General features: G+C 43.7%; 23 protein-coding genes and 1 pseudogene. 10 read left to right on the forward strand and 14 right to left on the reverse strand.

Annotation, left to right across the window (positions count from 1 at the left end):
* Positions 1 to 4: 4 nt before the first annotated feature.
* The 4 genes from DXE44_RS04825 to DXE44_RS04845 form a co-directional block, all read right to left on the reverse strand.
* Complete coding sequence (locus tag DXE44_RS04825) at positions 5 to 1,108, reverse strand: ABC transporter ATP-binding protein (RefSeq protein ID WP_231970575.1); 1,104 nt, start codon at positions 1,106 to 1,108, stop codon at positions 5 to 7.
* A gap of 15 nt (positions 1,109 to 1,123) precedes the next feature.
* Positions 1,124 to 1,831, reverse strand: a complete 708-nt coding sequence (locus tag DXE44_RS04830; protein WP_162785881.1) for a YcjF family protein — start codon at positions 1,829 to 1,831, stop codon at positions 1,124 to 1,126.
* A gap of 163 nt (positions 1,832 to 1,994) precedes the next feature.
* Positions 1,995 to 2,765 carry a ParA family protein gene (locus tag DXE44_RS04840; RefSeq protein WP_162785882.1) on the reverse strand — a complete coding sequence of 257 codons (771 nt, stop codon included), beginning with the start codon at positions 2,763 to 2,765 and terminating at the stop codon, positions 1,995 to 1,997.
* Between the two features lie 87 nt (positions 2,766 to 2,852).
* On the reverse strand, positions 2,853 to 3,359 hold the full coding sequence (locus DXE44_RS04845) for a YcjF family protein (RefSeq protein WP_114653063.1): 507 nt from the start codon (positions 3,357 to 3,359) through the stop codon (positions 2,853 to 2,855).
* A gap of 299 nt (positions 3,360 to 3,658) precedes the next feature.
* Between DXE44_RS04845 and DXE44_RS04850 the strand changes: the two genes are divergently transcribed.
* The 10 genes and pseudogenes from DXE44_RS04850 to DXE44_RS11390 all read left to right on the forward strand — a co-directional run bounded on the left by DXE44_RS04850 (position 3,659) and on the right by DXE44_RS11390 (position 10,975).
* Positions 3,659 to 3,847, forward strand: coding sequence for an MbtH family protein (locus DXE44_RS04850; RefSeq protein ID WP_114653065.1), 189 nt, complete (start codon positions 3,659 to 3,661; stop codon positions 3,845 to 3,847).
* 73 nt (positions 3,848 to 3,920) lie between these two features.
* A complete protein-coding gene (locus DXE44_RS10955) occupies positions 3,921 to 4,205 on the forward strand; it encodes a condensation domain-containing protein (protein ID WP_114653068.1) in 285 nt (94 codons plus the stop codon).
* Between the two features lie 17 nt (positions 4,206 to 4,222).
* Positions 4,223 to 6,197 (forward strand): annotated as a pseudogene (locus DXE44_RS10960) (AMP-binding protein).
* Positions 6,167 to 7,642 (forward strand): alpha/beta fold hydrolase, encoded by a 1,476-nt coding sequence (locus tag DXE44_RS10970; RefSeq protein ID WP_269460693.1) that lies wholly within the window; start codon positions 6,167 to 6,169, stop codon positions 7,640 to 7,642. The pseudogene DXE44_RS10960 and the gene DXE44_RS10970 overlap by 31 nt, the downstream one beginning before the upstream one ends.
* Before the next feature lie 261 nt (positions 7,643 to 7,903).
* A complete protein-coding gene (locus DXE44_RS10975) occupies positions 7,904 to 8,290 on the forward strand; it encodes a phytanoyl-CoA dioxygenase family protein (RefSeq protein WP_114653074.1) in 387 nt (128 codons plus the stop codon).
* 5 nt (positions 8,291 to 8,295) lie between these two features.
* A complete protein-coding gene (locus DXE44_RS10980; protein ID WP_114653076.1) occupies positions 8,296 to 8,628 on the forward strand; it encodes a phytanoyl-CoA dioxygenase family protein in 333 nt (110 codons plus the stop codon).
* A gap of 435 nt (positions 8,629 to 9,063) precedes the next feature.
* A complete protein-coding gene (locus DXE44_RS04890; RefSeq protein ID WP_162785884.1) occupies positions 9,064 to 9,903 on the forward strand; it encodes a hypothetical protein in 840 nt (279 codons plus the stop codon).
* 28 nt (positions 9,904 to 9,931) lie between these two features.
* On the forward strand, positions 9,932 to 10,204 hold the full coding sequence (locus DXE44_RS04895) for a hypothetical protein (protein ID WP_114653082.1): 273 nt from the start codon (positions 9,932 to 9,934) through the stop codon (positions 10,202 to 10,204).
* 19 nt (positions 10,205 to 10,223) lie between these two features.
* Positions 10,224 to 10,733, forward strand: coding sequence for a 4'-phosphopantetheinyl transferase family protein (locus DXE44_RS04900; RefSeq protein WP_114653085.1), 510 nt, complete (start codon positions 10,224 to 10,226; stop codon positions 10,731 to 10,733).
* A gap of 23 nt (positions 10,734 to 10,756) precedes the next feature.
* Entirely contained in the window at positions 10,757 to 10,975 is a 219-nt protein-coding gene (locus tag DXE44_RS11390; RefSeq protein WP_415065530.1) for a hypothetical protein, read from the forward strand.
* Here the strand turns inward: DXE44_RS11390 and DXE44_RS04910 are convergent.
* The 10 genes from DXE44_RS04910 to leuC all read right to left on the reverse strand — a co-directional run bounded on the left by DXE44_RS04910 (position 10,972) and on the right by leuC (position 18,865).
* Positions 10,972 to 11,508, reverse strand: coding sequence for a hypothetical protein (locus tag DXE44_RS04910; protein ID WP_114653089.1), 537 nt, complete (start codon positions 11,506 to 11,508; stop codon positions 10,972 to 10,974). The two genes, DXE44_RS11390 and DXE44_RS04910, sit on opposite strands and share 4 nt — an antisense overlap.
* 57 nt (positions 11,509 to 11,565) lie before the next feature.
* Complete coding sequence (locus tag DXE44_RS04915) at positions 11,566 to 11,805, reverse strand: hypothetical protein (RefSeq protein ID WP_114653091.1); 240 nt, start codon at positions 11,803 to 11,805, stop codon at positions 11,566 to 11,568.
* 224 nt (positions 11,806 to 12,029) lie between these two features.
* On the reverse strand, positions 12,030 to 12,860 hold the full coding sequence (gene truA, locus DXE44_RS04920; RefSeq protein ID WP_114653094.1) for a tRNA pseudouridine(38-40) synthase TruA: 831 nt from the start codon (positions 12,858 to 12,860) through the stop codon (positions 12,030 to 12,032).
* Between the two features lie 8 nt (positions 12,861 to 12,868).
* Positions 12,869 to 13,378 carry a hypothetical protein gene (locus DXE44_RS10605; RefSeq protein WP_231970577.1) on the reverse strand — a complete coding sequence of 170 codons (510 nt, stop codon included), beginning with the start codon at positions 13,376 to 13,378 and terminating at the stop codon, positions 12,869 to 12,871.
* A gap of 65 nt (positions 13,379 to 13,443) precedes the next feature.
* Positions 13,444 to 14,253, reverse strand: a complete 810-nt coding sequence (locus DXE44_RS10610) for a type IV pilus assembly protein FimV (RefSeq protein ID WP_231970578.1) — start codon at positions 14,251 to 14,253, stop codon at positions 13,444 to 13,446.
* Entirely contained in the window at positions 14,253 to 15,410 is a 1,158-nt protein-coding gene (gene asd, locus DXE44_RS04930; protein ID WP_114654355.1) for an aspartate-semialdehyde dehydrogenase, read from the reverse strand. Before asd ends, DXE44_RS10610 begins: the two co-directional genes overlap by 1 nt.
* A 51-nt stretch (positions 15,411 to 15,461) precedes the next feature.
* Entirely contained in the window at positions 15,462 to 16,535 is a 1,074-nt protein-coding gene (gene leuB / locus DXE44_RS04935) for a 3-isopropylmalate dehydrogenase (RefSeq protein WP_114653096.1), read from the reverse strand.
* A gap of 23 nt (positions 16,536 to 16,558) precedes the next feature.
* Positions 16,559 to 17,206 (reverse strand): 3-isopropylmalate dehydratase small subunit, encoded by a 648-nt coding sequence (gene leuD / locus DXE44_RS04940; protein ID WP_114653098.1) that lies wholly within the window; start codon positions 17,204 to 17,206, stop codon positions 16,559 to 16,561.
* Between the two features lie 31 nt (positions 17,207 to 17,237).
* Positions 17,238 to 17,444: a hypothetical protein gene (locus tag DXE44_RS04945; RefSeq protein ID WP_114653100.1), complete on the reverse strand. Its 207-nt coding sequence runs from the start codon at positions 17,442 to 17,444 to the stop codon at positions 17,238 to 17,240.
* Positions 17,445 to 17,455: 11 nt separating this feature from the next.
* A complete protein-coding gene (gene leuC, locus DXE44_RS04950; RefSeq protein WP_114653103.1) occupies positions 17,456 to 18,865 on the reverse strand; it encodes a 3-isopropylmalate dehydratase large subunit in 1,410 nt (469 codons plus the stop codon).
* Positions 18,866 to 18,867: the final 2 nt, after the last annotated feature.

Genomic DNA, 18,867 nt, shown 5'->3' on the forward strand with positions numbered 1-18,867 from the left:
TAATTCATAGCTGACGGGGCCCTAGAGCAAAACCAGAAGAATCCCTGCCCTTTGGGTGTTCATAAGTGACATCATGTACAGATAAGGTTTCAAATTTATCAATTTGGATCACTTGGGTATTTTCCATGGATTGCTTAGCCGTTTTTGACAACTCATCCTGTAGCAATAACAGGGAATTTGCTGAAGCATTTGCCTCTGACAGGGCGGGAATGGTCTGGATAAGGCCTGACAACTGCCCGACTAGGAAGATACCGGCGGTTGATGCGGCTAAAACTGAGTCCGCGAAACCGTCAACAAGTGCGGGGACAATGAATATTAAAATCCCAACAACCACAAACATCAGGGTTTGCAAATAATTAAAGAAATTTGTGATTCCAACGAGGGAGTAGGCTTTTAAATTACTTGAGAGTAGTGATTGCTCAACCATATCCGCTGTTATATCTCTGGCGCGCTTTGAGTGCATCTTGATTTCTTTGAAGCCATTTAAAAAATCGCCAAATAGATCAAAAACTTCACCGTCTTTTGCAAACGCATCACTTACGCAATCCTTGACTCCCAAGATAAATTTTGTAGAAACAAAAAATATAATTACAGCAGCCACAAAGGTAATGAAAAACGCAATCCATGAAATGGTGGCCATATAAATGGTCAGACAGGTTAATGTCGCAGCGGATTGACACATCATCACCAAAATGGGGATAGCACCAGATACAACCTGAGTGTCCCTCCCGAGGGATTGCAAAATTTTAGCCTTACCTACCTGGTCAACAGTATGTAAATCGGAGCGAAAATACTCACCCAATATACGTATTTTAAATTTATGTATTAAAAATTGGGCGCTTCTAATATTGTCTCGGTTAGCCTTACGCGTGACGATTAAAAAAAATGCCAGGACAATTGAATATAAAAAGAATTGAAGAAAAACAGATTCGCCTTCTGCAGCTCTAGCCACAGACATATTAACTAAGGCAATCAAAGCTGTATTTGCAACCCCAACAAAGCAGGCAAGCCAAATTAGGCGCCTCAGATCACCCGAACCTTCAATCCTCAAAAACTGGACCACCTCAGATCTTGAGAACATAGAGCTAATGTTATTGTCAGTATTCACTTGTAAGCACAATCTTTAATCAATAAAACGACGGATGAAATTCTGCTCTTTGAACATTTTCCTGGCTTTTTCATAGGAGTCAGAAAAATTCATCCGCATGGTGGCAATCTCAAAATCGATGAGAGACCCTTTTTTCTCAAAGTGAGCAATAAAAACTGAACCAAGCGCATGGGTGCTGGCGTATGACAAAGCTGGCTGAACGGCTATATTTATCACTCTACCAACAACCGGTATCTTTTTAACCACATGTAAGCCGATGTAATGAGATATTCCAGTGGTGACATTACCCGATATCAAACTTGAAATGATCGCACTGGCACTCTCTTTTCGGAATGGAACCTCATAAAGTTTGCATAATTCAAGAATCATTTTTAGTTGAACTCCAGTAACTGCAGCTGCATCCAAGAAATGTACCGGCACAAGTCCAGCCAACATTGACCATTCAGCATGCTTTCGAACAATATCATTTGCAGGAGCGTCTGGCATTTGCTCTGTAACGGCTATTGGTTTACCTGCACTAGATTTCTTTTTGGATTTTGAATTAAAGAAGAAATTTTTGTCATCGTGTTTTAGGTTGGCGGAATTAGACTGATTAAATATTTCTTCAGCACCATCACCTCCAACTTCTACATCTATTAACGTAGGGTAGCCCATAATGAAGTGAGCGGTAGTATCGTCATCTGAGACATGGGAGGAAAATATTGCTTCGGAGCTATCAGACACATCGAGTATGTTTGGTATTTTTTTCCTTGATCCGCACTTTTCGCAGCATTATTAACATGCGAATCCTTGGCAAATCTAGACTCGGGGATGGAATGAGCCGACCCATCTTCGGACCTAATCTCTTCGAGAGGATTTAGCTTAATAGTAGAACGCCTTCGTCCATTCATTTTGAATCCAACTTTAATTTTTTGAGAAGTTCAATTGTTAGCGCACGATAATCTTCTGCGGCACTTGAGGATGGCTTATAAGTCATAATGCCCTGATTAAATGAAGGCGCCTCTGCCAGCGATACATTCTCGCGAACAATAGAAGAAAGCACCTTATCCCCAAAGCTTTGTTTTAGTAATTCGATAACATCTTTTGCATGCCTAGTTCTAAGATCAACACGTGAAGGCAAATAGCCCAAAATATCAATAGAGGTATTGAGCACTTCCCTGACTTCGTTAAGAGTGTTCACCAACTGACTAACGCCAATCAAACTCATTACATGTGTTGTGACAGGAACCAACAATTCATCTGCAGCGGCCAATGCATTCAAGGTCAACAAGCCAAGAGTAGGCGGCGTATCAATGAGAATGATGTCCCATCCGCCTAAATCAACCTTAGATAGGCGTCTTTTTAGCAGGGACTCTACCGCTATTTGACCAGATAAAGACTTTTCAATCTGGGACAACCTTTTGGAACCTGCCATTACATCTACTCCCGGCATGCGAGTGGTGCAAATTAAGCTCTCAAAGGGTTCATCATCCACCAAAAACTCAAAGGTGCCTTTTGCGTCAGCCTTAATACCAACCCACTGAGTAGCATTAGCCTGGGGGTCCAAGTCCAGAACCAGTGTTCTTAAACCATGCTCAGCAAGAGCACAGGCCAAATTAACTACCGTTGTAGTTTTGGCGCAGCCCCCTTTTTGATTGGCCACCGCAATTACCGTCATATTAGAGATTTCGCCCAGTTTATGTAAACGCAAAAATAAATAAGCCCACTAATAATAAGTGGGCTTATTGCAATGCTTATGTTTAGCTTACTTTTTCACAGCCTTTTTGAATTCTTCTTTTAAGTCAGCCTTAACAGCTTCAGCATCAAAGCTGTCCGCAGTACCGCCGCCTTCGAAATGCTTAACCATCACTTTTCCAATTGCGTAAGTTGCCGCAACTGAGAATGCAGACATGGAAACAAAACCAAATAGCGGGCCATAGCCTGGGAAAAGTTTTGCTGTCGATCCAACAACAACACCGGCGCCGATAGCTGGAGCGAGCGTACCAGTCAATACCGTAATCAATGAGCGGAGCTTCTCCTTGCTAAAAGTAGAGTCATAAACCTTTGCAATATCATTTACCAGCTTAGCCTGAATACCACCAATAACCAAAACATCAATATTGGAGACCGGGATCAACGCAGCGCCTACACTCCATTTGGCAGCATTGGCGATTAACTTGCTAACCTGATCTAATTTATCGGATGCCTCGGGGCTTAATTCCTTCACTTCAGCTTCAGAAACATCTGAAACACTGGCTGTGTTACTTGTCATAATTTTTCCTAGAAAAAGGCATCAGTTAATAACTCGATAATATTAGCCCAAAGGTTAACATATAGGAGTGAATTTCCCGCTTAGACTTTCTACACACATTGGCCACCCCCCTTAATTTGTCACTAATCTGCCTATTCTAGTCAGCACTAAATCGGTGCATAAGGCCATGATTGGGGGCATTTCAAGGCACATCATATTAGCCATAGAGCGAGCAGAATCCTCTGTTCGAATAGTAAAAAAGTTACAAAAATGGATGCAATAGAAAAAAGCTTTTTAATAATTCCGGTAACGGTCTCACTATAGACGGAGATCATTTCAAGATCTTGATCAATGAGGAAAACCAGCATTCGCTGTGGCCTGCTCAAAAGATCGCTCCATTAGGGTGGACAGAGACCGGTTTTACTGGATCAAAAGCAGAATGCGTGGAATTTGTAGATGAAAGCTGGCAGGATATGCGGCCTAAAACACTCGCGATGTCCTCGAAATAGTCAGCGATAGCCCTATCGCAACTATTTTAAGAAGATTGGTTTATTTCTTTAATTTAATCAATCTTATATTCAAATGAGTATGGAATCATCCCGCTTGAGCTATTTGGTAGGGGCATCATCTTTGGATGTCTACCCGCTTACGGGTGCTCAAAATAATGTCTGGTATCACCAGCAACTTGACCTCGAATCATCCGTCTACCATATTGGGTCAGCCATTACGTTTTCTGGCCACCTTGAAATTCAGCACCTTGAAGCGGCGTGGAAAAAAGTTATCGCGCATGTCGACACACTAAGATCTAGCATCATCCTGCAGGATGGCACCCCTTTTCAAAAAATCCATGCAGAAGAGCTTCAATAGAAATACTATTTAGCGACATTCGGTCTGATGCCGACCCCGCCTTAAAGGCAAAAGAACTTATAAGGAATGCTTTAACTAAACCAATCAACTATTTTGAATCGCCTTGTTTTAGGCTGGGGGTTATTCAGACTTCAGATTCGAAATGGATTCATTACTTTATCCCTCATCATCTTTTTATTGATGGGTCGGCACGAGCGAACATTCTGCGCCTTGTTGCAAAAGCCTATAGCAATATTCATGAAGTTCTCGAGCAATCCGTATCACTTCCCGAGATAGTCAAGCTTGATCTAGATTACTTGTGTGGCGAGCAATATCAGATAAATGCTCAATATTGGTCCAGCAATTTAGCCTCAATAGAGACTGCAACTAGCATTTCAACGGTTGAACTAGGCTCCGCCTCCCTGACCCTTTATTCATCTATACGTACTACCATTTCCCGTCAAAAGTTTGAGCAACTTACCAAGCTAAGCAAAGAAATTTCTGGGAGTCGAGCATCGATATTTGCCACCGCCCTATTTATTTACTTAGTACGTCTATATAACCAGCGGGATCTTTGCATTGGCTTGCCAACAGCCGGAAGAGCTAAAGGTCAGGAGGCTTTCTCTGGAATGACGACAAATATTTTGCCTCTCCATATCAATCTTAATTTTGGATTAACTGTTCGCGATTGCATTAAATTAGTTTCCGAGCAAATCCGTGAAGCAATCAAGCACGGGCACTACCCCTTAAGTCAGATATCAAAAAATCGCCGCAAACATGGACTGGGAGATCCCTTTGCTGCCGTTCTCAATTTTCAAAGCTTTAATTTTGATCTTCAATTTACAGGCCTAGAGGTTGATTTAAATCTCCTTAATTCAGGTCCTATTTCTGATGTGGCGCTACAAGTTCTTGATCGCCAAGATGGTTGTGAGGTAGAGCTCATCTTAGATTACAACCCCTCACGCTATAGCGGCAGCCAAATTCAGTCTTACCTGAATAATTTGCATTACGTAATTACTGAGCTACCAAATTATCTAGATCTCCCTATCGCTCTCACTCCATTGCTTGAACCAAGAGAGTTGCAATCGGTTTTAGAGATTAGTGGTCACTCAATAGTTAATACTCAAAATCTCAACCTCACCCTACCCGAACTCTTTGCTGCTCAAGTAGCGAGAACACCAGATGCTACAGCCTTGGTCTATGAAGACCAGAGCCTGACCTATGCCCAATTAGATGCCAAGGCCAATCAATTAACCCGTTATCTGATTGCACAAGGCATTGGGCCAGAGCAAATCGTTGCCTTGCTGTTAGATCGCTCACCACAGATGATCATTGCCTTATTGGCAATCTTAAAAGCTGGTGCTGCATCTACCACTTGATCCTGACTATCCTGCCCAACGTCTCTCGTTCATGCTGGGTGATAGTGGTGCACAACAAGTTATCACCAATAGCTCTACCTTAGGGCATTGTGAGTTAGCAGATTTTGCTCAGCTGCAGATCATTGATTTAGAGAACCTAGCGCAGCAGACCCAGATTGAGGGCTATAGTCCTCAAGCAATTACTGATAGTGAACGTGTCAGACCGCTACTGCCTGAGCACTTAGCCTATGTGATCTATACCTTGGGTAGTACGGGGACACCGAAGGGGGTGGGTATTGCGCATGCGGGCACTATTAATCTTGCAAGCGCTCAAGTCTCCACTTTTGCAATTGACTCAGTCAGTAAAGTGCTTCAATTTGCTTCACAAGCATTTGATGCCAGCATATCCGAGATTATTACCACCTTTAGCGTAGGGGCTACGCTAGTATTACCGCCAAGTAGCGCTGGTCTATCAAAAGCAATAGAGCTTGCCAACACTATTGCAAGGCATGAGATTACTCATGCAACCATTCCACCTGCGTTACTTGCAGCTCTTGAAGCCAAAGAAGTGGTGGCGCTTGAAACCCTCATCGTCGCCGGCGAAGCCTGCCCCCCCCTTCCTTGGTGGAGTGCTTTGGTGATGGTCGCCGCATGATCAATGCATACGGCCCTACTGAAACGACAGTATGCGCAATGATGAGTGAGCCTTTAAATCCACAGTTAGATGGACTCACCTCACAATTAGTCCCCATTGGTACGCCAATTTCCAATACCCAAATCTACCTCCTAGACTCCACCCTAGAGCCCGTTCCCCCTGGCGTAGTGGGCGAACTCTATATTGCAGGAGCAGGTTTAGCTAGAGGCTACTTAGGTCGTCCTGGCTTAACTGCAGAACGCTTTATTGCTTGCCCTTTTGGACAGCCTGGTAGCCGGATGTATCGCAGTGGTGACTTAGCTAGAAGACGCTCTGACGGTGCCTTAGAGTTCTTAGGTCGTGCTGACCAACAGGTCAAGATCCGTGGCTTTAGGATTGAGTTAGGCGAAATCGAAGCAGCACTCTTACAAGCCTGCCCAGAATTAGCGCAAGCAAGTGTGCTTGCTCAGATGGTGGCTGGTGAACAAAAGCTCGTGGCTTATTTAGTAACCCAAGCCAATACGCCAGCACCTAGTGCTAACCAGCTGCGTGCTGCCTTAGGTGACTCACTACCAGAGTACATGGTGCCGAGTGCCTTTGTATATCTAGCTACCCTACCACTGACCCCCAATGGCAAACTCGATCGTCGCGCTCTGCCTGAGCCAGAGTTTGTTACCGACACTGCTTACCGTGCACCAAGTAGTGCTAATGAACAACTGTTATGTGCACTCTTTAGCGAACTACTCGGTGTGGCTACTGTCGGTGTAGACGATAGCTTCTTTGCACTGGGGGGACACTCCTTATTGGCCATGCGCTTAATTGCACGAGTGCGGCAACAGATTGGTATTACGCTACCACTACGAACTCTATTTGAATTTGCTACACCAGCAGGCTTAGCGTTGCAGTTGGCTGATAAGTCTATAAAGACATACAACCCTCTAGTTGCCCTCAGAAAAACCGGGAAATATCCACCTATTTTCTGCCTGCACGGAGGTGGTGGAATCGGTACCGTTTACTCTAACCTCAGCAACGCTCTTGGGGAAGACTACCCTGTCTATGGAATTCAGGCGAAAGGCCTAGAAGATGGAGATGAATTACACACCTCCATTAACGAAATGGCCGATGAATACATCAAGGCAATTCGCACTGTTCAAGCTAGCGGCCCATATCATTTGCTGGGATGGTCGCTTGGAGGGACATTGGCTCATGAAATGACCTGCAAACTTGAAGCAATGGGAGAAGAAGTTTCACTGCTGGCACTTTTAGATACCAAGGCCGTATATGTAAATCACGACCAACTAGAGGGGCTAACCATGAAACAGTCCATTATTAAGCCAGCAAAGGATTATGGCGTTGAACTAGATGGGTCGGAGAATCTGCACCTAGAATTTATTCGAGAATTGTTGGTTGGGCAGGACTTAATCCCCCGAGGGCACACCCTTAGATTGGGTCGAAAGAGCATTTAAACAACTGGCCGCAACTCCAGACCTCACCAGAAATCATCAAACTAGGGTGTGTAACGCCCCAATCATCTTCTTCAATGCAGAACAAGAGGATAGAACAGATAATCTGGAAAGCTATTTATGGAGTAAGCATACTAATTCACCTGTTTATACTTATCCAATCGATTCCCTGCATAACACAATGATGAAGCAATCAGCTGTAACCAATATTGCGCGTCACATTAAACAATACCTAAGTCAACGCTAGTATCTAAATTTATATATATGAATATTATTAATAAAACGCAGGTAGATGAATTTTATGAGGTTAGATTTTTGCAATTGCCAAACTATCTCTCTGAAGATGAAGTTGACTTGCTATCAAAACAAGTTGAGGCCTTAGAGCAAAGTGAATTTCCAGGGCATGTTCTGGAGGAGCACGGGAAAGGATACAGAGCTTTGCACGGCTGCCATCTATACAATAAGTTTTTTAATAAACTCATCAAATCCCCAATGCTTCTTCGGCCAGCCAAAGCATTATTAAACGATGATGTTTATGTTCATCAACTTAAGATCAATTTAAAGAAACCATTTAATGGGGAGTTATGGCCATGGCACCAGGACTATATTTACTGGCGTGAAAAGATGGTGTTCCGAACGACTCAATTTTAAGCGTCATGGTATTTTTAGATGACGTTACTGAATTTAATGGGCCTCTTTTCCTAGTACCTAAGTCACATAAGCTGGGATGTATTAACCAAGAGACTGAATCACCAACCGGAGGTTGGAATCAGGACGTAAGCGCTGAACTTACTTATCAGGTTGAAACGGACTTAGTTGAAAAGTTGATTCGGGAGCATGGGGTGGTATCTACTAAGGGCCCCAAAGGGACAGCCCCTTGGTTTCACGGGAACATCATTCACGCCTCACCTTCAAATATCTCCCCATTTGCAAGACGCGTGGCGATTATCACCTACAACGGCATCTCCAATAAGCCCCTGGTGGGCTAAAGGGAGCTTAGGCCGGCTTTTTTGTATGCCAGAGATACGTCGCCGCTTCGAAAAGAAACCGTAGAAATTACATAAACTAATTTCACAAATAAAAGCGAAGGATATGAAATGAATTTTATTGGACTGTTGCTGCTAGTTGGGGCAATCTACCTAGGCTACTCTTTATTAAAGAAAAAGGGTGTAGCGAAAGAAGGTCCCGTCAACCTAGATAAGAATCCTAAAAAGCTATACCGGGTTGTTATTGAAATAATATTATTATTTACTATGGCCTGGCTGTTTATAAGATTTATATATTAATCAATTTTTAATAAAAGATTATCCTCAAATCGTTTTTATTGGAACGAAAAATGAACGCTCGATTTATTAAGTTAATTTCTATCAACTGTTTTTTTGATGCTTACCGGTTGCAGCACTGTTGCTCCGGACTTTAGCGACATGTCGCAATCCTATCAAACGGTCTTAGAGAAATACCAAAATAATAATTTGCTGCTAAATGTCATTCGCTCATCCAAGAATATGCCACTGAGCTTTCTTGAGATTCCATCGGTTGTGGGCACAGGGAATATCAGCGAAACGGCTGGACTTGGGGTATTTCTTTATGGGGCTGGCGGCCTAATGACGGGAATGGCAACGGCTTCAAATTATTACAACCCCTACGCATCTATGAGTCTTGGCAGATCATTCAATTTCACACAGTCGTCGCTTGAAAACGCTCAGTTTCAAAAAGGCTTTATTAGCAATATCTCCATAGAGACTATGACCGCCTTCACAAAGGATCACATCTCAAAAGAGCTTTTGTACACAATGGTAATAGATCGTTTTGAGGTTACGAGCCCCAAGGGCGAGAAAATCATCGCCTACAACAATCCCTCATCGGCTACATATAAGGAATTTCAAGAGCAACTTCGCGGCCTGATTGGTGGTGGCTTAACCACTGAGATGATTTTAATGAATATGCCAATAGGCCCCATGCTGACCAACAAGGAACTCGCAAATACCATGTTAGTTAACTATGTAGCAAATAAAGATAAGTCGAGGATTGTATTGGCCGAATTAAAAACGAATGGTGTTAAGGCATATCAATTTCAGGAGCCGGTCAATGTAGCTCGATTTTGTTTTGATACTACCCAGTATAAAAATAGTAATAGAAAAATTCGGAGAAACAATGCTTTGCGGTGCCGCAACCACCCCGGCGGCATTAAGTGCAAATTTTCAATCCAACATAAGCAAACCTACCGTCAAAATTCAATTACGTTCAACCAGGGATATATTTGATTTTTTCGGACAAATAGCCGCCAAACAATTGCAAGAAAATCCTGAATACATCTATGTTCGCGGAAGAAAGCAAAAATTGAATGGTGATTTTGAAAGCTATGGAGAATACCCAATTTTACTTATAGATAAGAACAACAAAGAAAAGGCCATTGCAACCATTGCCTATGACGGCAATCTTTACTCCATTCCCGATAAACCAGATACCTATAGCGCCTATTCATTCAATCTTTTATCTCAATTCTTTAATTTGACGAAGGTGCCAGGCTTCGTCCCGCCCTCTCCCTTCGTTCTAATTAAATAGAGGTTGGTTTATTGAAATAATGGATCAGAATTGGAGCGAGCTGACTGGTTATGACTTAGAGCTTAGTAAGGATGACTGCCTTTGCCTGATGATGAACATCAGGCAAATTACCTTGACTGATCTAGATTTGATGCAATCCCAATTAGACGAGATGGACGAATTGAAGGCGAACAAGATTGCTAACGAACAAAATCGTAGACAGTTTATTGCCTCAAGACTGCTTCAAAAGGTCTACTTAAAAAGTATTTTTTCTAGTAAGCCAGATATTGGATTGGGGGTCAATGGTAAGCCATTTTTAAAAAATGGTTCAGGGGAATTTAACATCACACACTCAGGTGATTATCTGGTAATCGCATTCGCGTATCATCCGATTGGGGTGGATCTTGAGAAGATTGGGGACTTTCCAGAAAGGAATTTTATTAAAGATAATTTCTTCCACCCTGGCGAAACTACTGAGCTGAATCAATTGCAAGATGAAGATTTTAATACGGCTTTTTTACTTGCTGGACAAGAAAAGAAGCCTTGCTGAAGGCAATTGGTCGTGGATTAGAGATGGAAACTAAAAGCTTTCGAGTTAGCTCCGCGCCAAATCTTCCCCACCTAATTGAAGGTCCAGATGCCAAAAATTGCGACTGGAAATTCATTAACCTACCGGAAATTGATCCAGAATATATTGGCAGTATTTGTCACAATAGACCCAGAATTGAAGTGAGATTTAGGTATATTCGACCAAACATCAAATGGATAGATGCTTTAGCAAAAAAATATTAATTTGGGTAACGAAGATAGATGTTGTTATAGCTATCAGCAAGCCGTATGGTTGAGTTGCCCAATTTAGCCACAGACTCTATTGCCAATAACTTCTCCAAGCGGCGTGCTCTATAAGACCAACCCTTAGGCAATTCCATGACAGAGCCAAGGTCAGCCAAAGATTTCAGCTTTAATGAATGAAGAAACATGTCAGTGTATGCGGTCATCACATAGATATTTCCATCCGGATCAATCAGCTCGTAAATTTGAGAGCCTGCATTCCAAATAAAATGCGAATCTTCGGCGGTGTTATAGGGTAAATAATTGCCACCCGTTAAATATTGTCTGATTATTTTCGGGTTTTTGAAGATATCTAACAGAGTAAACTTACTGATACCTGATTGATAAAATTTCAAGAGCCCAAAATTCTCGTACTTTTTATTAATATTTACACAGGATAAGTCCATAGTAGGATGGTATACACCAGATAAAACAGCCCTACTTAACTTTAAACCTGTAGTTTCCAATTGCGCCTCAACTGATACAGGCGTCAATTTGAAATAATCGCTTGGCGAGCAATCACCAAAACCCTGAGTCGAGAAAGTATTGACCTAGACGTAGTAGAGATGAATACTAAAAACATTAATCATGCAGAATGTATTTTCATCATGCAATATAGAAAGGTTTTGAGATGATGTCTTCTGATATGATGGAGCGTTTACGATGCTGACGTCCTGAATTGCAGCGGCATCCTTAGCTTGAGAACCAAACTCAATTTCTAATGAAGTTGCAAAAGCATTAATGCCAAATATTAAAAATAAAATAGCAGTAAATCTTAGGGCAGTTTTCATATTTAAGTCACCAGCATTAAATTAATTAAAGGGATGCTACCACCACAAAATTGAGATGCAATAAAGGATAAGGTCAATAGCATGATACATTACAAAAATATAAAATATTTCCAAATCATCAGGCTGAATTCCTACTTTGCTGGGGCATTAATCAACTGAACAAATAAGAAAATAATTTTTAATGGCGATACAGAATTATCTATAGCATCAAAATCGGACTAAATTTATTTTCGAATCAAATAATTAGGTAACCAAGAATTAGCTAACCATGGCTTAGGGATCTGAAACTCATCTGGATAGGCAATTTGAGCCAAATAGAGCCCAGCCGGTGAAAAGGTTGGTGCCGCAATGCTACGGTCTTTTGCAGCAAGGACCTCAGCCATCCATCCCGCTTTTTGCTTGCCAACACCGATCTGGATAAAGCTTCCCACCAAATTACGCACCATGTGATGCAAGAAAGCATTCCCTTTGATCTTGAAATAGAGCCAAGGCTCATCAGAGAAAATATCAATGGAATACATTGTCTTTACTGGCGTCTTACTTTGACACTTCGAGGATCGAAATGAGGTGAGATCATGTTCACCAATTAAACATTGGGCAGCATCTTTCATGGCCTCCACATCAAACCAGCGATCCGCCGGCAACATGACGTAACCCGCGCGATCTGCTGCCATAGGAGAACGGCATGGGCCAGCATGTAAAGCGTAAATATAGGTGCGCTCATGGGCAGAATGTCGGGCGCTAAACTCTTCAGGCACCACTTGAGCCCAATTAACCACAATCGACTCTGGCAAGAAAGTATTGACCCCTCTAACCCAAGACCAGTTCTCTCGCTCAACCTCAACATCAAAGTGCACTACCTGGCCTAAAGCATGGACACCCGTATCTGTTCTGCCCGCTGTAATGACACGTATAGGGGTGGATTTCAATCCATCCGTCCCAACAAAGGAAGAAATAGCCTTTTCTAACTCATCTTGAATCGTATTCTGATTTACTTGGGACTGCCATCCTGAATAAGGGCTGCCGTCATATTGAAGGCCTAAGGCGATGCGCATAGTGACGTTTAAGAATCTCTGTGCGATAACTCGGTCAGCAGACCTTGGGCCTCAACCGTAATTGCAGGATCAATTGAACTGCCAATGTGGACAATTTCTTGAAGAGATTTTTTGGCTGCGGCGAAATCTTCAATCGTGATGTAGGCCCGAGCCAAATTTAACTTCACACGAAGAGCATCAGCCAGCGGATTAATCTCAGCAACTGGAGGCTGAGTCGGTTTTTTAACAGGCGTCAAGTCGAGATCAATTCCAGCGAATAATGCCTTAGCACGATCCGGCATTGCAGTATTCGAAGAATGATGCTGTTGAGGAGTAGCATTTTCTTTGGGAATGCTCTCTGAAAAATTTCGGGCTTCAGAGCGACGAGCATTTTTTGCTAGCAACCAGAGCAATAAACCAGTAAGCCCCATCAATGCTAATGCGAAGATTGCTGGTGCAAAACCACCCATGCCAAAAGAATCATCATTTTTTGCAGGCTCTGATGTCTTGCCTTTAGCTTGATCAAGAAGGCATTGCAAATCAGCAATATTCTTTTCAAGTTCAGCAACGCGAATTCGTGTTTGTTCAAGCGCTTTTTCTTGAGCTACAAGTCTTCCGTATAGCGGCGCTCTTCAGAGCTGCCTTCAGCACTCGATCCAATTTTAAGTCTATCTTTAGCTGGTGCATCGGGACCGTTCTTTGGAGTGCTTGAGCCTTGCGCCCCACCTCTTGCTTCTCGTTCAGCTAACCACTGAGCATTCGACTCAGCCACAAACTGCTGAGCCTCTGCCGGACTAATTGAACGTAACAAGGCCTGATTCGGCTGATTAAGCTCAGCACCAGCCTCAAGACGGTTAATGCTGCCACTAGCAAATGCATCAGAATTGGCTTTAAATAAAGCCATCATGGTTTGATCAAGATTTGCGCCCTGCATTTGGGGCGCTAATTGCGCAGCAATTTCAGAAAGGGTTTGGCCTTGTCTCACTAGAATTTTTTGAGCGTCGCCAAGGAGCAATGTGTAGGCTTTGGTGATGCTTCCCGCAGACCAATTTAAGGTGACCATAACATCTAAGAATGGATCCTCTGTCATTGGCACAGATTCAACTGTCTCAAGCAGAATCATCAACTGCTCTTGTTGGTTGCGATAAATCATCACCTGAGGATTGAGATCAAGGACCTTTTGAGATATCCCCAATCGGTCGTACGCAGTCTCACTAGCAATACTGACATTTAAGCTGGAAAGTGCGGATTGCTCATCTGCACCAACTCGAATCGGAAACTCTACCTTGAGTGGTTCTCCGGGCCTAGAAAGGAGCTTTGGAGAACCAAGGGAAATGGCTGCTGCTGCACAGGACCAACTTAGCCAAACTAAGCAAAGCGCTCTTGCAAACTGAATCTGGCTAAATCTGAACATTAGCGCTCTAACAAGATGCGGAGCATACGACGCAATGGCTCTGCAGCGCCCCATAAGAGTTGATCGCCGACGGTAAATGCACCTAGGTATTCAGGGCCCATAGCCATCTTATGGAGACGGCCGATTGGCACCGTTAGAGTTCCGCTAATCGCGGCTGGAGACAATTCACGCTCAGTAGTCTCGCGATCATTTGGAATGGCCTTAACCCACTGGTTATCGTTAGCCAAAATGGTTTCGATCTCTTTTAGCGGAATGTCTTTTTTGAGCTTGACTGTTAAACCTTGTGAATGGCAGCGCATCGCGCCAACACGAACACACAAGCCATCAATTGGAATACTTCCAGGGGTTCTAAATGGAGGGCGACCTAATATCTTGTTAAACTCAGCACCGCCCTTCCACTCTTCCTTAGTCTGACCATTCTCAACAGGAACATCAATCCAAGGAATCAAGCTACCTGCTAGAGGTGTATTGCGGAAGTTTTTCTTTGGAAAATCAGGTGAGCGCAAAGTCTCAGTAATCTTACGATCAATATCCAAGATCCAAGAGGATGGATCTGCCAATTCTATTGCTACGCTATCACGTAAAGCACCCATCTGCAGAAGCAACTCGCGCATATTTTGTGCGCCAGCACCAGAAGCCGCTTGATAAGTCATGGCACTGATCCACTCAACCATGTCGGCCTTAACTAAGCCACCCATCGCCATCATCATTAAGCTAACTGTACAGTTACTGCCAATCCAGCTCTTTCCACCTGCCGCTAATGCTTTATCAATCACAGGTCGATTTACTGGATCCAAAATTAATACAGCATCATCTTTCATGCGCAATGCACTTGCAGCATCAATCCAATGACCTTGCCAACCAGCAGCACGTAGCTGAGGGAAAATCTCATTGGTGTAGTCGCCACCCTGACAAGTCAAAATAATGTCGCAACGCGAGAGCGCCTTGATGTCATTCGCGTCCAGCAGAGTATTTTCACTCTTGGTGACCTTTTGGCCATTTAAGAGCGGCACTTCACCACCAGTTTGACTGGTACTAAAAAATACGGGCTCAATAAGATCAAAATCCTTCTCAGCGAGCATTCTCTCCATAAGAACGCTACCAACCATACCGCGCCAGCCGACTAAGCCTACTAATGGTGTTTTTGTATTTGCCATGATGATCAACTATCTATTGAGTGTGATGAATGATTTAAATATATGAAACTCTTATTTTGAGAGAGCTGCTACTACAGCATCGCCCATTTCAACGGTAGAAACTTTTTTCGTGCCATCGGTATAGATGTCAGCCGTGCACAGACCTTGAGACAAGACTTTTTGCACCGCCGCTTCAATTCGATCGGCTTCTGCAGGCATGCCTAAGGAATAACGCAACATCATTGCGGCAGACAAGATGGTTGCTAAAGGATTAGCAATACCTTTGCCAGCAATATCCGGAGCAGAACCATGACTTGGCTCATACAGCCCTTTATTGTTTTTATCCAATGAGGCAGATGGCAACATACCGATGGAGCCAGTCAACATTGAGGCCTCATCAGAGAGGATGTCGCCAAATAAGTTCCCAGTTACCACAACATCAAATGCTTTTGGCGCTTTGACTAACTGCATTGCGGCGTTATCAACATACATATGTGATAACTCGACATCTGGGTAATCTTTACCAACGCGAATCATGACATCACGCCACAACTGTGAAGTCTCCAGCACATTTGCTTTATCAACGCTACATACTTTCTTGCCACGCTTGCGTGCTGCCTCAAAAGCAACGCGACCAATGCGCTCTACTTCGGGCTCGCTGTAATGCATCATGTCGTAACCTTCACGCGCACCCTTAAACAAAGGAAGTTCAGAAGTACGAATACCACGCGGCTGACCAAAGTAGATATCGCCATTTAGCTCACGAATAATCAATATATCTAGACCGCTCACAATTTCTGGCTTCAAACTAGAAGCAGCTGTCAGTTCGTCATAGCAAATAGCAGGCCTAAAATTGGCAAACAACTCTAAATGTTTACGCAAACCTAAAATAGCCTGCTCAGGTCGGAGTTCACGAGCCAAGGCATCATATTTCCAGTCGCCTACAGCACCAAACAAAATAGCATCTGCTTTCTTAGTCAACTCTAAAGTTGCTGGCGGCAATGGATTACCAGAAATATCGTAAGCAGCCCCACCTACGGGAGCAGTCTCAAGATCAAATTTTGGGCCGAGTGCGTTTAATACCTTAACGGCTTCAGCAACGATTTCCGGGCCGATACCATCGCCCGGTAGGACTGCAATTTTCATGAAAGGCCTCTAACTCTATAAAACTACGGCAGTTGTGTCGCAAGCCAAGGCATCTTGAGGATGCGCTCAGCTTCATAAGCCTTGATTTTATCTGCATGTTGCAGGGTTAAGCCAATATCGTCCAAGCCGTTGAGCAGACAATGCTTTCTGAATGGCGCTACATCAAAGCTATAGGCGGTGCCATCAGGGGTAATTACTTGCTGTGCTTGCAGGTCCACCGTGAGCTGATAACCACTAAAAGCCAAGGTTTCATTAAATAAATGGTCTACCTGCAGTTCAGTGAGAACAATCGGTAAAAGACCATTTTTAAAGCAATTATTGTAAAAAATATCGGCAAAACTGGGTGCAATAACAGCTCTAAAGCCGTATTGATCCAAAGCCCATGGAGCATGTTCGCGAGAGCTGCCGCAACCAAAGTTCTTGCGGGCCAGCAAAATACCGGCATCTTTATAGCGTGGCTGATTTGGAACAAAATCTGGGTTAATCGGGCGCGTACTGCAGTCCTGACCAGGTTCACCATGGTCCAAATAGCGCCATTCATCGAATAAATTCTGACCAAAACCCGTTTTCTTAATCAATTTTAAGAATTGCTTTGGAATGATGGCATCGGTATCCACGTTCTCGCGATTAAGCGGAGCAACCAATCCTTTGTATACCGTAAATTTTTCCATAATGATTTCTTGCTAGTTCGTCTCTACCGGGTTACTTAACGGGAGTTACAACCACATCTTTCCCTTTAGTTTGGGACTGGTTGTTATTGCTGTTGCCGCTACCACCCATTGAATTTCCCATCGTTTGCAAATCCTTACCAACACCTTCCATGGTGTTGGCACACGCAGAGAGAAGTGCTCCAATAACAGCAACTGCAGCCAAACGCTGAATCATGGTGAGTGAAGATAATTTAGGCACTGTGCTTTTCCTTAAGAGATCTTACGAACATCAACAAAGTGACCCTCAATAGCCGCAGCAGCAGCCATTGCAGGACTAACCAAATGCGTTCTTCCGCCATTGCCCTGGCGACCTTCAAAATTGCGATTGGAGGTAGATGCGCAACGCTCACCCGGCTCGAGTCGATCGGCGTTCATTGCCAAGCACATAGAGCAACCTGGCTCGCGCCACTCAAAGCCTGCAGCCTTAAATACGCGGTCTAAACCTTCACGTTCAGCCTGTGCTTTAACTAATCCAGAGCCAGGAACGACCATGGCCAACTTCACATTAGCGGCTACTTTTTTACCTAGACGATCAACCACTTTTGCCGCAGCGCGAATATCTTCAATGCGGCTATTAGTGCAAGATCCGATAAATACTTTATCAATCGAAATATTACTTAATGGAGTATTGGGAACAAGATCCATATACTCAAGCGCACGCTCCATCGCAGAACGTTTATTAGGATCACGCTCTTTTTCTGGATCTGGAACGCGATCACTAATTGCGAGAACCATTTCTGGTGAAGTACCCCAAGTGACTTGAGGTGCGATCTCTTCAGCTCGCAACTCAACCACAGCATCAAAATGTGCATCGGCATCAGAATGCAAAGTACGCCAGTACTGTAAGGCATGACGCAAAGCCTCGCCTTTAGGGGCGTAAGGTCTACCTTGAATATATTCGATCGTAGTTTCGTCTACGGCCACAAGTCCAGCACGAGCACCTGCCTCAATTGCCATATTGCAGAGGGTCATGCGACCTTCCATAGACAAGTTGCGGATAGCTTCGCCCGCAAACTCAATGGTGTAACCAGTTCCACCAGCAGTGCCAATCTTGCCTATCACAGCAAGCACAATGTCTTTAGCAGTAGATCCTGGTTGCAGGCGTCCATCTACCTTGACCAGCATGTTCTTGCTCTTTTTCATGAGCAAGGTTTGGGTGGCTAATACATGCTCAACTTCGGATGTACCAATACCAAAGGCAAGCGCACCAAAGGCACCATGTGTACTTGTATGCGAATCGCCACAAACCACTGTCATGCCTGGCAATGTTGCGCCCTGCTCCGGTCCAATAACGTGAACAATTCCTTGGCGGAAATCATTCATCTTGTATTGAGTAATACCAAAGGCATCACAGTTTTGATCCAGCGTATCTACTTGTAACTTAGAAATCGGATCCGTGATTCCCTCAGAGCGATCAGTGGTGGGAACATTGTGATCAGAAACCGCCAGATTGGCAGAGATTCGCCAAACTGGTCGGCCAGCTAGATTTAATCCTTCAAAAGCTTGAGGGCTCGTCACCTCATGCAATAACTGACGATCTATATAAATTGTGGCCGTGCCATCCTCCTCAGAATAGACGACATGGTCATCCCACAATTTGTCGTAAAGCGTGCGTGACATGT

It is taken from the genome of Polynucleobacter necessarius (assembly GCF_900095175.1).
GTDB classification, from domain to species: Bacteria; Pseudomonadota; Gammaproteobacteria; order Burkholderiales; family Burkholderiaceae; genus Polynucleobacter; species Polynucleobacter necessarius_I.